Source organism: Rhodococcus sp. IEGM 1307, from assembly GCF_030056915.1.
Classification (GTDB): Bacteria; Actinomycetota; Actinomycetes; order Mycobacteriales; family Mycobacteriaceae; genus Rhodococcus_F; species Rhodococcus_F opacus_D.
Window position 1 is genome coordinate 98,597 of sequence record NZ_JASHKW010000008.1, and the last position, 12,355, is coordinate 110,951.

Sequence of the window (12,355 nt, forward strand, 5' to 3'; positions counted from 1 at the left end):
CATGACTACTTCGACGCACACCACATATGTGTGGCCCACCCTCGTCTACCGCGACGCGCGGGCCGCGATCCGCTTCCTCGTCGACGCCTTCGGGTTCGCCGAGAACGCGGTGTACGGCGAGGGCGACCGGGTCGATCACGCCGAACTCGGCTGGCCCAAGGGCGGCGGGATCATGCTCGGCTCGCCCAGTGAGGACTCGGTCATCAGCGACCTGCCGCCGGGGACGGGCTCGGTGTACCTCGTCGTCGACGACCCCGACGCGCTCCACGAGCGTGCCGTGGCCGCCGGCGCCACGATCGTCCGCGGACTGCGGGACGAGGACTACGGATCGCGCGGCTTCACCTGCCGCGACCCCGAGGGCGTGTTCTGGAGTTTCGGCACCTACACCGGCTCGTAGATCCGCCCGATCATGCCCGGTGCCCGGCCGGGACCTCCTCGCCGGGCTTCGGCGGAGGTGGCGGCGTGCCGTCCCCGAACGGCCTGCCGCCGAGTTGTTCACGCCCGTGTGGCTCGAGCCAGCCGGACAGGTCTGGCCCCTTCGGCACGATCCGGGTGGGATTGATGTCGGTGTGCACGATGTAGTAGTGCTGCTTGATCTGGGTGAAGTCGATGGTGTCGCCGAACCCGGGTGTCTGGAAGAGATCGCGGGCATAACTCCACAGCACGGGCATCTCGTCGAGTTTGTTCCGATTGCACTTGAAATGGCCGTGATAGACCGCGTCGAACCGGGCCAGGGTGGTGAACAGGCGCACGTCGGCCTCGGTGATCGTGTCGCCGACGAGGAACCTGCGGTCGGTCAGACGGTCCTCGAGCCAGTCGAGGCGGGCGAACAGGCGGTCGTACGCGGATTCGTACGCCTCCTGGGAGCCGGCGAAACCGCACCGGTACACCCCGTTGTTGACGTCGCGGAACACGAGATCGGCGACCTCGTCGATCTCGTCGCGCAGCGGCTCGGGGTACAGGTCGGGCGCGCCCTCGCGGTGGTACTGCGTCCATTCCGAGGACAGAGCCAGGGTGATCTGCGGGTAATCGTTGGTGACCACCTGCCCGGTGGGGACGTCGACGATCGCGGGCACGGTGATGCCGCGGGGGTAGTCCGGGAAACGTGCGAAGTACGCGTCCTGCAGGCGCGGGATCTTCAGCACGGGGTCGAGCCCGTCCGGATCGAGATCGAAAGTCCAGCTGCGCTTGTCGTGGGTGGGGCCGCACAGTCCCATGGACAACGCGTCCTCGAGTCCGAGAAGTCGCCGGACGATGATCGCGCGGTTGGCCCACGGGCACGCCCGAGCGGCGACGAGGCGGTAGCGGCCCGGTTCGACCGGATAGCCGTCGCGGCCGTCGGCCGTGATGCGGGTGGGGATGTAGTGGGTGTCGCGCGTGAACTCGGCGCCGGATTCGACGTAGGCGCCTTCCGTGCTGTGCGGTTCTGCCGTTCGTTCTGTCATGGTTGGCTCGTCCCCGTCCTTCGATGTCTCTCAGAGCGTACTTCGGGAGATCGTGACCGCGGCATACGTTCCCAGTTCCCGGTACCCGGCGCGAGCGGCGAGCGCGCGCGAGGCCAGATTGTCGCGGGGTGAACGACATTGGGCGATCAGGCCGCTGTCGAGCGCGTCGTCGGTGGCGATCCCGGCGACCGTGGCGCCCAGTCCCTGCCGCCGGAACGCCGGCGCCGTCAGCACACCGACATCGGCGAGGAAACCCTGGAACTCGGCGTACCCGGCGGAACTGACCGGTTGCTGCGCGTCGTCGAGAATCGTGAACCATCGGTCGCGGTCACCCAGGCGGGCCTCGGTGACGTCGTCCGGGGGACACGCCTCCTCGACCTGCCGGACGTGGTCGTGTTCGTGGGAGACGAGCGGTGGCCGCCCGGTCGCCGGGTCCTGGTAGTCGGTGCCGAACGCGAGCGCCACGGGACCGGCGCACCGTCCGGACCGATCCTGGGTGAGGGCGAGCAGGGTTGCGGATTCGGTCAGTTCCTCCGACGTGTGCCCGTCGGCGCGCTCGATCGCCCACCGCGGTCCGACGAGCGCGCACGTCTCGCCCAGGCGCAGGAAGCGGATCGTGTCCGTGTCGTCGTCGACCCGGACGGCGCGGTCGTCGGCGCCCGGCCGGGTGGACAGAGCGTCATCGGGTAATCCCAGTTCGCGTGACCAGGCGAGTCGAATGATGTCGAGGTGATGGGAGTCCACCGGACCCACGGTAACCGCTTGTTCCCCATCCGCCCGGACGGTATATTCCACGTGGAGTAATTCGACGTGGAGTAGTGGAGGTGGTGACAATGGCACTCACGCCGCTCGGTGTCACCATCCTCGGTCTGCTGTGTGAGCGGACGATGCATCCGTACGAGATGTACCAACTCGCCGCCGCCCGGCGTGGACGCGTCGTGAAGATCCGGCCGGGGTCGCTGTATCACACCGTGAGCAGGCTCGAAGGCGAAGGGCTGGTGCGCACCACCGGTACCGACCGGGCGGGAAACCGGCCCGAACGCACCATGTACGAGGTCACCGAGGCGGGCCGGGAAGCGCTCGTCCACCGGGTCAGCGACATGCTCGCCACCCCGGTGCACGAGTACCCGCAGTTCCCGCTCGCACTGGCGGAGGCGCACAACGTCGCCGCCCCCACCGTGGTGGAACTGCTCCGGGAACGGCTCGATCACCTCACCCGCGAAATCGACGAACTCGAGACCGCTGCCGCGCTCGCCTGTTCCACCGAGACTCCCAGGATCTTCCTCCTCGGCAACGAATTTCTCGTCACCGTTGCCCGCGCGGAGCACGAATGGCTCAGCGCCCTGGTGGCCGACATCGACTCCGGAGCCCTCCCGTGGCTTTCGCCGGAACTTCTCGAACGACTGACACACTCACGCCGGATCCCATCCGGTTCAGTAAAGGATTGATGATGGACACCGAGCGCACCGCACCACCCACGTCGCCACCCGAGCATCGAAATCCGTGGCCGGCCCTGTGGGCCCTCGTCATCGGCTTCTTCATGATCCTCGTCGACAGCACCATCGTCGCGGTGGCCAACCCGGCGATCATGAACGACCTGCACACCGACATCAACAAGGTCGTCTGGGTCACCAGCGCGTACCTGCTGGCGTATGCGGTGCCGCTGCTGGTCACCGGTCGACTCGGTGATCGGTTCGGTCCCAAGAACATCTACCTGATCGGGCTCGTCCTGTTCACCGGTGCGTCGCTGTGGTGCGGCCTCTCCGGCACCATCACCATGCTCATCGTCGCCCGGGTCTTCCAGGGACTGGGCGCCGCACTGATGACGCCGCAGACGATGGCCGTCATCACCCGCACGTTCCCGCCGGACCGCCGCGGCACCGCGATGGGTCTGTGGGGCGCCGTCGCGGGTGTCGCCACCCTGGTGGGACCGCTGGCGGGCGGCGTCCTCGTGGACAACCTCGGCTGGGAGTGGATCTTCATCGTCAACGTGCCCGTGGGCGTGATCGCGTTCGTGCTGGCCTGGCGACTGGTGCCGTCGCTCGAGACCCACGAGCACAAGTTCGACATCCCCGGTGTCGTGCTCAGCGCGCTCGGCATGTTCTTCCTCGTGTTCGGAATCCAGGAAGGCAGCTCCTACGACTGGTCGGCGACCGTGCTGGCGTCGATCGGCGCCGGCCTCGTCCTACTCGGCGTCTTCGTCTGGTACCAGTCCTGGAACAAGAACGAGCCGCTCCTGCCCCTGGGCCTGTTCAAGGACCGCAACTTCTCGCTCGCCAACGTGGCGATCACCTCGATGGGATTCGCGATCACCGCGATGGTCCTGCCGCTGATGTTCTACACGCAGGCGGTGCGGGGTCTGTCGCCCACACGGTCGGCCCTGCTGCTCGTGCCCATGGCCGTCCTCACCGGCGTGTTTGCCCCGTTCATCGGCAAGCTCGTGGACCGCACCCACCCGCGGTACATCGCGGGCGCCGGATTCTTGCTGTTCTCGATCGCACTCGCCTGGCTGTCCATGGTCATGTCACCCGACGTGGCGATCTGGGAACTGCTGCTGCCCATCGGACTGATCGGCCTCGCCAACGCGTGTATCTGGTCGCCGCTCGCGGCCACGGCCACGCACAACCTTCCGCCCCATCAGGCGGGCGCCGGAGCAGGCGTGTACAACACGACCCGCCAGGTCGGCGCCGTCCTCGGCAGCGCCGCGATCGGCGCACTCATCACGGCCCGCCTGTCCGCTCAGGGGCTGAACGCCGACAGCCAGGAGGCCGGCGTGGGGGAGATGCCGGAATTCGTGAAGGAACCGTTCGCGACGGCGATGTCGCAGTCGATCTGGTTGCCCGCGGCCGTCCTGCTGATCGGTTTCCTCGCCTCGGTGTGCTTCGCGCGACCGTTGCGCGAGAAGAAGCCCGGCGTCAGTGCGGGCGACGCAGCCAGTCGGGAAACATCACTGCAGGGTTGAGGTAGTCCGCGGGATCGAACGCCTGCTTGATCGTCCACATCGCGGTGATGTCCTCGCGGCTGAGGGAGAGGTCCAGGTAGTTGCGCTTGTGTGCGCCGACGCCGTGCTCGGACGCGATGTTGCCGCCGTGATCGCGGATCAGTTCCGTGACCGGCAGGTACAGCACGGACTCGTCGGGGCAGCGCAGCACGTTGAGGTGGACGTTGCCGTCGGCGACGTGCCCGAAGAGCACCGGGATCGCGTCAGGTGCCCGGCTCGTCACCATTGCGACCGCGTCGGCGACGAACGCGGCGAGGGTGTCCAGTGGGAGGGCGGCGTCGAACTTGAGCGGGGGCCCGAACAGTCCGACCACGTCCGCGAACGCATCCCGCGCCGCCCACACGCGGGCGCGGCCTGCGGGATCGATCCCGACAGCGGGTTCGTCGTCGGGAGCGCACTGCTCCAGGGCCTCGGCCAGTTCGTCGGTGAGGTCGCGGTCGCCGGCCAGTTCCACGAGGAGGTACCACGGCAGACCCGTGGGGACCGCGAAACCCAGCCGCGGGGAGGCCAATTCGAGCCCACGGCCGTCGAGCATCTCCACGGCGTCCACCCCCTCGAGCCGCCGGACGACGCGAGCGGCGTCGATCAAGCTGGATAGTTGCGCGAAGCCCGCGAGGGCGGTCACACGGAACTCGGGCACGGGGTGGAGTGCGAGATCGACGGTCGTGACCACACCGAGCGTGCCCTCGCTGCCGACCCACAGCGCGGGCAGGTCGTATCCGCAGTTCTCGGCGCCCACCCGCATGCTGCGCCGCACGATCGTCCCGTCGGGCAGCACCACTTCCAGGCCCAGCACCTGGGCCGACATATGGCCGTACCGCACGGTGTGCAGCCCACCGGCATTGGTCGACACCATGCCGCCGATGGTCGCGGTATCGCGGGACGCGATGTCGACGCCGAACAGCAGTCCGGCGTCGTCGGCGGCGTGCCGGAGCGTCGAGAGGGTGACCCCGGCGCCGACGGTGACACGCAGGTTCTCGCGGTCGACGGCGCCGACCGAGGTCAGCCGTTCCGTCGACAGCAGTACGTCATCGTGCTCGGGAACCGTTCCCGCTTCGAGGCCGGTGCGGCCACCCTGCACGGTGACCTTCACCCCGGCTCGGCGGCAGATGTCCAGCACGGCCGAGACTTCCGCGGCATCTGCGGGCCGGACGAGTGCGCTCGCCCGCCCGCTGTAGCGCCCCGTGTGGTCGGTGGCGCGGGCGGCGAGCACGTCCGCGTCCACGGTCACGAACCGTTCACCGACGGCGTCGGCCAGCGCCGCGCGCAGCGAGTCCACACCCCGATCGTAGGCGGAACACGTGTGGCAGTCTGGCGGCATGACTGAGCCTGCAGCCGCGCATCCCACCCGACTCGAGCGTGTCCGTACCGACGCCGGCGCCGAGATCGCGATCCTGACGTTCGCCCACGGCGCACTGAACCTCTTCGATCAGGCGATGTTCGACGCCGTGCAGGCCGACGTCGCGGCGCTCGCCGAGGATCCGCCGCGCGCGGTGCTGCTGCGCGCCGAGGGCAAGGTGGTCTCCGCAGGGGTGGACGTCCACGTGTTCGACGGGCTCACCGCGGAACAGGGCGCGGACCTGTGGCAGGAGTTGTTCGCCGAGATCTGCCATCCGCTCGAGGCGCTGCCGTGCCCCGTCGTGTATTCGGCGCACGGACTGACGCTGACCGCGGCCTTCGAGATCGCGCTCGCCTGCGACATCATCCTCGCCGCACCGAAGGCGAAGTTCGGACTGGTCGAGACGGTGGTGGGGCTGACTCCGTCGATGGGCGGTCCGCAGCGGCTGGCCGAGCGGGCGGGGTCCGGCCGCGCCCGGGAACTGGTGATGACCGGTGACCTGTACGACGCCGCGACACTGCGCGACTGGGGTGTGGTCAACGCCGTCCACGAGGACGTCGACGCGGAGGCCCGCGCCCTCGTCGCACGCCTGGCGGACGGGCCGACGCGCGCACACGACGCCACGAAGCAGATCATCTCCGCGTGGCGGTCGGGTGGAGTCGCGCACGCCGACTCGATCACACCCGACGTGTCGGGTGCCCTGTTCGAGACCGACGACCTCGAGGGTGCGGTACGCAGCTTCCTCGACGTCGGACCGGGCAAGGCGACGTACCGCGGACGGTAGGCGTCGGCGATCCGCTCCCCGCAACTGTGACGGGCGTCATATAGTCGTGGCAACGTCCCGGTCGCGCAGCAGTGTCGTCAGCGGAGGTGCAGATGCCGTCGTCCCTCGTCGAGTACCCGAGTAGTGGTCCCTTCTTCCACGACGACCGGGTGGTCCGTGGCCGCGACGGCCTGCTCCGGTACGGCGGGCTCAACCCGTCGCTCACCGAGCTGCTCGACATCTCCGTGCACCGCTACGCGGGCCGGGTCGCCGTCGAGGAGGACGGTGGCCGGTCTCTCACGTTCTCGCAACTGTGGACGTCCGCGGCGCGGGTGGCCGGCGGGCTGAAGTCGAAGGGCGTCGAGATCGGCGACCGCGTCGCCGTCCGGCAGCCCGTGGGGGTTCGCTGGGTCGAGGCGTTCCTCGGGGTGTTGCTCGCCGGCGGCGTGCCGGTCGGGGTGAGCCCGGCACTCGACGACGCGCAGACCGGTGAGGTGCTCGCCGACAGCCAGTCGGTGCTGATCCTCGACGGCGAACTGCCGGAGGGCATCTCGTTCATCGACGACGGCGCGAGCCCCGACGAGCTGGTGCTGCTGTCGTACACGCCTGGCCCGTCGGAGTCCCCGACGGGTGTGGAGCTGAGCAACGAGAACGTCCTCTCGACCATCGAATCCGTGCTCCACGCGCGCGAGTTCAGCTCCGAGGGACTGCGGAATCTCCTCGTCGAACCCGAACTGCACACCGTCGGATCGCTCGTCGAACTTCTCTCGACGTTGGTGGTGGGCGGAACGGTCCTGCTGACCGGGAGCACCGACGCCGCGTCGTGGCGCGGCACCGGCGCCGACGTGCTCACCGCGGCGCCCGCCGTCCTCCTGCGGGCCGTGGAGAACTCGCGGGTGACGAGTTTCGGCCGCCGCGCGGTGCGCTGGATCGACTACAGCGGCTCCGGCCTGTCCCTGGAGCAGTCGCAGCTGCTCCGGCGGACGTTCCCTGCGGCCAGGCACTTCCTCGGATGGGGAATGACCGAGACGTGCGGCGCCGGGCTGGCGCTGCCCGACGAGTGCGCTCTGACACATGCGGGCAGTGTGGGTGTCGCGTTCGGCGGGATGGAGGTGGCCCTCCTCGGACCCGACGCCGGCCGCGGTGTCGGCGAATTGCTCTGCCGCGGTCCGGGAGTCAGCCGCGGCTACTGGAACCGGCCCGAGGTCACCGCGAAAACCTTCACGGGTGGCTGGTTTCACACCGGCGACACCGCGAATATCGACGGCGACGGCTTCGTCCGTATCGTCGACCGCGACACCGCTGCCTAGGTGGTGCGAAAGGCAGGTATCCACCCGTGAGCTCTCCCGTCGCCGAGCTGCACATGCACATCGAGGGTTCCCTCGAACCCGAGCTGATCTTCGCGCTGGCCGAACGGAATTCCGTGCAGCTGCCGTACACGGACCTCGACGATCTCCGGTCGCGGTACGAGTTCACCGATCTGCAGTCGTTCCTCGACCTGTACTTCGCCAACATGCAGGTGCTGCGGACGGCGCAGGACTTCGCGGACCTCACCCGCGCCTATTTCGCGCGGGCGTCGGCGGGCGGCGTCGCGCACGTGGAGTTCTTCTTCAACCCGCAGGCCCACGTCAATCGTGGTGTGCCGCTGCACGAGGTGCTCGACGGAATCATGGACGCGGTGGGCGCCAGCGAGCGGGAGTTCGGCCTCAGCAGCGCTGCGATCGCCGCGATCCTGCGGGACCGTCCCGTGCACGAGGCGGAGGAAGTGTTCTCGGAGATCATCCGGTTGCAGACACCGATCGTCGGGCTCGGGCTGGACTCGGCCGAGGTGGGAAACCCGCCGTCGCTGTTCGAGGACGTGTTCGCCCGCGCCCGGTCGGAGGGGCTGCACGTGGTCGCCCACGCAGGCGAGGAAGGCCCGCCGGAGTACATCTGGCAGGCGCTCGACCTCCTCGGCGCCGAGCGCATCGACCACGGGGTGCGGGCGCTCGAGGACCCGGCGCTCGTGGCGCGTCTGGTGGACGAGGAGGTGCCGCTGACCGTGTGCCCGCTGTCGAACGTGCGACTGTGCGTCGTCGACTCGCTGTCCGAGCACCCGTTGCGGACCATGCTGGAGGCGGGTCTGCTCGTCACCGTGAACTCCGACGACCCCGCGTACTTCGGCGGGTACGTCGACGACAACTTCGCCCAGCTGCGGGATCAGCTCGGCCTCACCGATGCCGAGCGGGAAACTTTGGCGCGCAACTCGATCAAAGCGTCGTTCGCGAGCGACGCGCGCAAGGCGCAACTGCTCCGCGGCTGACGGTCCCCGCCGTCAGTCGATCAGCCCCGAGCCGCCGAGACCGGCGACGACGGCCAGGACGTCCCGGTCGCGGCCGTGCGGGCCGACCAGGCAGAGGCCGACGGGAACTCCGTCGTCGGTGCGCAACGGCACGGTCGCGTTGGGCAGTCCGGAGATGGTCGCGAGGCACGTGAGCATGCCGGTGGCGCGCATCGTGTTCCGGAACCGGTCACCGCTGGGGTAGCTTGTCCGCTCGGGGGCCGTGGAGGAGGTCGCCGGCAGCAGGAGCAGGCTGTCGCCCACATACGCGGTGATCGTCTGCGACGCCTCGCCGAGCTTGATCAGCTTCCGGCCGTACGTGGATTCCCAGATGCGGCTCGCATCGGCGAAATTGCGGCCGGGTTCGTCGCCGAGCGACGTCATCGCCCCGCTCACCCAGTCGCCGTGCAGCCGCCACGCCTCGTAGCCCTGCACGGCGACGACGGCGTCGTACCAGTCGGGAAGCCGGCCGATGTCCGTGTCGGTCCACGTCAGCCGGGGGAGGGAACTCTTCTCCCACGCGGTGAGGGCGCACCGCACCGCACCGAGCGCCCCCGCCTCGGCGACGGCGTTGATGCCGTCCGAGGTGAGCGCGCTACGGAACGGGGACTCCGCCGTGAGCGGGAGAAGCGCGCCGGAGACCGCGACGAGGGTGTCGAGGTCGCCGCAGACCCACGCCGGGGTATCGAAGGTGGGGGACAGCGGAAACAGCCCGTCGGTGGAGACGGCGCCCCGGGACGGTGCGAAGCCGTACAGGCCCTGATACGAGGCGGGGATGCGGACGGAACCGGTGGTGTCGATACCCACTCCGATGTCGGCGGCGCCCTGCGCGACCGCACTTGCGGCGCCCGACGTGGCACCGCCGGGCAGGCGGTCCTCGGCGCGGGCGTTGGGCGGCGTGCCGAATTGCTGGTTGATGCCCGAATGCCCGTAACCGAGGTCGTCGGTCTGCGCCAGACCGACGACCCGGGCGCCCTGACCGAGGAGGCGCGCCACCACTGCGGCGGTACCCGTCTCGACAGGAGCCTCGGCGAGCCGCCGTCCGCTGCCCGCGCCGATCTGCTGTCCCGCAACGGCGTACAGGTCGGTGACCGCGAGTCGCATGCCGGCGAGGGGCCCGTCACCAGTTGGCGCGACCAGCGGATCGCCCTGCACGCGCCACGTCGCCTTGTCGACCGGTGCGAACTCGGACACCGCTCCGCCGCCCGGAACGGACAAGCCGTCGGGAAGCGGCGGAACCTCCGGGTCGTGCAGGCGTTCCCCGCACGCGCCGAGCATCACGGCACCGATCGCCGCTGCACCGGACGCACCCGCGACGCGAAGGAAGTCGCGACGGTCGAAAGCTCGACTGGGGGTCACCTAGCTCACGTTAGCGACCCAGGACCTGCTGGAGGTACGCGTTGCCGAACATTCGCTCGGGGTCGTACTTGTCGCGCACGGCGACGAACTCGTCGAAGTTCGGATACGCGGGCCGCAAGTCGTCGGCGGTGCGGCCGTGCATCTTGCCCCAGTGCGGTCGCCCGTCCACTTCCCGGGCGATGGCCTCGACCGCGGCGAAGTACGGCTCGTGATCTCGGCGATGGTACTGGTGCACCGCGATGTACGCCGTGTCCCGGCCGTTCGCCGTCGACAGCCACACGTCGTCGCCCGCGGCGAACCGGACCTCGACGGGGAACGCGACCGTGAAACCGGACTTCTCCATCCACGCATCGATCGCCGCGAGAGTGTCGGGGAGGGCCTCGGTGGGAACCGCGTATTCCATCTCCCGGAACTTGACCCGGCGCTCCGACGCGAAGACGCGGTAACTGCGGTCGGTGAACTCGCGCGCGCTCAGCATGCGCGACGACAGCCGGTTGATCTTCGGGATCGTCGTCGGGGCAAGGCCTGCGACCCTGTTGATGCCCTCGAACAGGACATTCGCGAGCAGTTCGTCGTCGACGTAGGCCCGGACCGGGTGGAGGGGAGAAACCGGGGTGTCACCGGGTAGCCGGGTGTTGCGTTTCGTCAGCACGCGGCGGGTGTGGGGAAACCAGTAGAACTCGAAGTGGTCGATCGTGGTGCGGTCGTGGTCGAGCCGGTCGAGGATGGCGTCCAACGACTCGGGCTTCTCGACGGCGTGCATCACGTAGTGCGGCACGCACTGGATCGTGACCTTCGAGATGATGCCCACGGCGCCGAGTCCCAGCCGTGCCGCCTCGAACAGTTCGGGATTGTCGGTGGGGGAGCAGTCGGCCACCGAGCCGTCCGCCAGCACCACCTGCAGGGCGCGGACCTGAGTGGCGAGACCTCCGAAACGTGCGCCGGTGCCGTGGGTTCCGGTGGACAGCGCACCCGCGACGGACTGCACGTCGATGTCGCCCAGGTTGATCATCGCCAGGCCACGGTGCCAGAGTTGCTCGCTCAGGTCGTGCAGCCGCGTGCCGGCGAGGACGGTGACGAGGGCGCCCGCCGGTTCGTCGAGGGTGACGGATTCGATCCCGGTGAGGGCGTCGAGGCTGACGAGGATCCCGTCGGTGACGGCGACCCCGGTGAAGGAGTGACCCGACCCGACGGCCTTGACCCGCTGTCCGTGCTCCGCGGCACCGGAGACGAGCGCGCTGAGTTCCTCCACCGAGCGCGGAGTCGCGAAGCGCAGCGGGTTCGCCGTCTCGGTGCCCGCCCAGTTGCGCCATGTGTCCTGTGCCATTCGCCCATCATGAACCTGGACGCTCGTCCAGGCAAATGGCGGGTTGGTCGGGCGTCCGTGTTGGTCGCGGGCGGGCCCCGCGCAGGTTCTACGATCAGAGGATGCTGAACAGGCTTCCTGCGGACGAACGTCGTGCCCAACTCGTCGAGTCGGCGCTGGCCATCGCGGAGCAGCGCGGCGTCGCGTCGGTCACGGTGCGTGCCGTGGCGGAGGAGGCGGGCGTCTCGCTCGGTGTGGTGCACTACTGCTTCGAGAGCAAGGAGGAGCTCCTCGCGGCGATGGGTGAGAGCCTGATTCTGCAGCTCAGCGCGTCGATGCGACTGGCGTTCGGTCAGGTGCGGCACGCGCCGGACCTGCGCGGGATCGACGGTCTGCGCGAACTCCTCCACATCGGGATCAGCGGAATGTGGCCGATCATCGAGGCCACCCCGGACCGTCAATTGCTGACGTACGAGATCACCGCGCAGGCCCTGCGGCACCGCGCGTCCGGGAGTGAGCGTGCCGGCGACATCGCCGGTCAGCAGTATCGGACCATGGACGAGGAGGCGATCGAGTTCCTCGCCGAGTGCGCCCGCATCGCCGAAGTCGGCTGGGCCACCCCGGTCGAGGCGATCGCGCGGTTCGGTCTGGCCATCCTGGACGGGCTCGTGCTGCGGTGGCTCGTGGACCGCGACAGCGAGGCGATGATCGCGGCGCTGGACGACATGGTGCACGTGATCGCGTCGAAGGCGGTCGAGCGGGCCTGAGCAGGTCCGATGTCAATCTGGACAATCGTCCAACTCGGTGGTTGACTGGCGTCGC

At 69.2% G+C, this 12,355-nt stretch carries 12 protein-coding genes; 7 read left to right on the top strand and 5 right to left on the bottom strand.

The annotated features are described in order from the left end of the window. Window position 1: 1 nt before the first annotated feature. A complete protein-coding gene (locus QM841_RS17310) occupies window positions 2–397 on the top strand; it encodes a VOC family protein (RefSeq protein WP_280783531.1) in 396 nt (131 codons plus the stop codon). A 10-nt stretch (window positions 398–407) separates the two neighbouring features. On the opposite strand, the gene QM841_RS17315 is transcribed toward QM841_RS17310, so the two are convergent. Together QM841_RS17315 and QM841_RS17320 are read right to left on the bottom strand one after the other, a co-directional pair. Then, complete coding sequence (locus QM841_RS17315; RefSeq protein WP_283332912.1) at window positions 408–1,445, bottom strand: glutathione S-transferase family protein; 1,038 nt, start codon at window positions 1,443–1,445, stop codon at window positions 408–410. Between the two features lie 30 nt (window positions 1,446–1,475). Continuing rightward, the gene (locus QM841_RS17320) at window positions 1,476–2,198 is read right to left on the bottom strand and encodes a GNAT family N-acetyltransferase (protein ID WP_283333054.1); all 723 of its coding nucleotides are present in this window, start codon (window positions 2,196–2,198) and stop codon (window positions 1,476–1,478) included. An 80-nt stretch (window positions 2,199–2,278) separates the two neighbouring features. Here QM841_RS17320 and QM841_RS17325 point away from each other — a divergent pair, with 80 nt between their 5' ends. Both QM841_RS17325 and QM841_RS17330 read left to right on the top strand, forming a co-directional pair. Next, window positions 2,279–2,893 (top strand): PadR family transcriptional regulator, encoded by a 615-nt coding sequence (locus QM841_RS17325; RefSeq protein ID WP_280783535.1) that lies wholly within the window; start codon window positions 2,279–2,281, stop codon window positions 2,891–2,893. A gap of 2 nt (window positions 2,894–2,895) precedes the next feature. Further along, window positions 2,896–4,407, top strand: a complete 1,512-nt coding sequence (locus QM841_RS17330) for an MFS transporter (RefSeq protein ID WP_280783537.1) — start codon at window positions 2,896–2,898, stop codon at window positions 4,405–4,407. On the opposite strand, the gene QM841_RS17335 is transcribed toward QM841_RS17330, so the two are convergent. After that, a complete protein-coding gene (locus tag QM841_RS17335) occupies window positions 4,361–5,725 on the bottom strand; it encodes an FAD-binding oxidoreductase (RefSeq protein ID WP_283332913.1) in 1,365 nt (454 codons plus the stop codon). The two genes, QM841_RS17330 and QM841_RS17335, sit on opposite strands and share 47 nt — an antisense overlap. A gap of 40 nt (window positions 5,726–5,765) precedes the next feature. Between QM841_RS17335 and QM841_RS17340 the strand changes: the two genes are divergently transcribed. The 3 genes from QM841_RS17340 to QM841_RS17350 all read left to right on the top strand — a co-directional run bounded on the left by QM841_RS17340 (window position 5,766) and on the right by QM841_RS17350 (window position 8,850). Continuing rightward, complete coding sequence (locus tag QM841_RS17340; protein WP_280783539.1) at window positions 5,766–6,569, top strand: enoyl-CoA hydratase/isomerase family protein; 804 nt, start codon at window positions 5,766–5,768, stop codon at window positions 6,567–6,569. 92 nt (window positions 6,570–6,661) lie between these two features. Beyond that, a complete protein-coding gene (locus QM841_RS17345) occupies window positions 6,662–7,858 on the top strand; it encodes a class I adenylate-forming enzyme family protein (protein ID WP_283332914.1) in 1,197 nt (398 codons plus the stop codon). Between the two features lie 26 nt (window positions 7,859–7,884). Continuing rightward, on the top strand, window positions 7,885–8,850 hold the full coding sequence (locus QM841_RS17350; RefSeq protein ID WP_280783542.1) for an adenosine deaminase: 966 nt from the start codon (window positions 7,885–7,887) through the stop codon (window positions 8,848–8,850). Between the two features lie 12 nt (window positions 8,851–8,862). On the opposite strand, the gene QM841_RS17355 is transcribed toward QM841_RS17350, so the two are convergent. Both QM841_RS17355 and QM841_RS17360 read right to left on the bottom strand, forming a co-directional pair. After that, window positions 8,863–10,227, bottom strand: coding sequence for an amidase family protein (locus QM841_RS17355; protein WP_283332915.1), 1,365 nt, complete (start codon window positions 10,225–10,227; stop codon window positions 8,863–8,865). Window positions 10,228–10,237: 10 nt separating this feature from the next. Beyond that, a complete protein-coding gene (locus QM841_RS17360; protein WP_280783544.1) occupies window positions 10,238–11,554 on the bottom strand; it encodes a D-arabinono-1,4-lactone oxidase in 1,317 nt (438 codons plus the stop codon). A gap of 101 nt (window positions 11,555–11,655) precedes the next feature. Between QM841_RS17360 and QM841_RS17365 the strand changes: the two genes are divergently transcribed. Next, window positions 11,656–12,300: a TetR/AcrR family transcriptional regulator gene (locus QM841_RS17365; protein ID WP_105412733.1), complete on the top strand. Its 645-nt coding sequence runs from the start codon at window positions 11,656–11,658 to the stop codon at window positions 12,298–12,300. Window positions 12,301–12,355 lie beyond the last annotated feature (55 nt).

Excerpts from the sequence above, each read along its gene's own strand:
- QM841_RS17345 (WP_283332914.1), top strand. The coding sequence starts at position 6,662 with ATGCCGTCGTCCCTCGTCGAGTACCCGAGTAGTGGTCCCTTCTTCCAC.
- QM841_RS17315 (WP_283332912.1), bottom strand. The coding sequence starts at position 1,445 with ATGACAGAACGAACGGCAGAACCGCACAGCACGGAAGGCGCCTACGTC.
- QM841_RS17310 (WP_280783531.1), top strand. The coding sequence starts at position 2 with ATGACTACTTCGACGCACACCACATATGTGTGGCCCACCCTCGTCTAC.
- QM841_RS17325 (WP_280783535.1), top strand. The coding sequence starts at position 2,279 with ATGGCACTCACGCCGCTCGGTGTCACCATCCTCGGTCTGCTGTGTGAG.
- QM841_RS17365 (WP_105412733.1), top strand. The coding sequence starts at position 11,656 with ATGCTGAACAGGCTTCCTGCGGACGAACGTCGTGCCCAACTCGTCGAG.
- QM841_RS17360 (WP_280783544.1), bottom strand. The coding sequence starts at position 11,554 with ATGGCACAGGACACATGGCGCAACTGGGCGGGCACCGAGACGGCGAAC.
- QM841_RS17340 (WP_280783539.1), top strand. The coding sequence starts at position 5,766 with ATGACTGAGCCTGCAGCCGCGCATCCCACCCGACTCGAGCGTGTCCGT.
- QM841_RS17330 (WP_280783537.1), top strand. The coding sequence starts at position 2,896 with ATGGACACCGAGCGCACCGCACCACCCACGTCGCCACCCGAGCATCGA.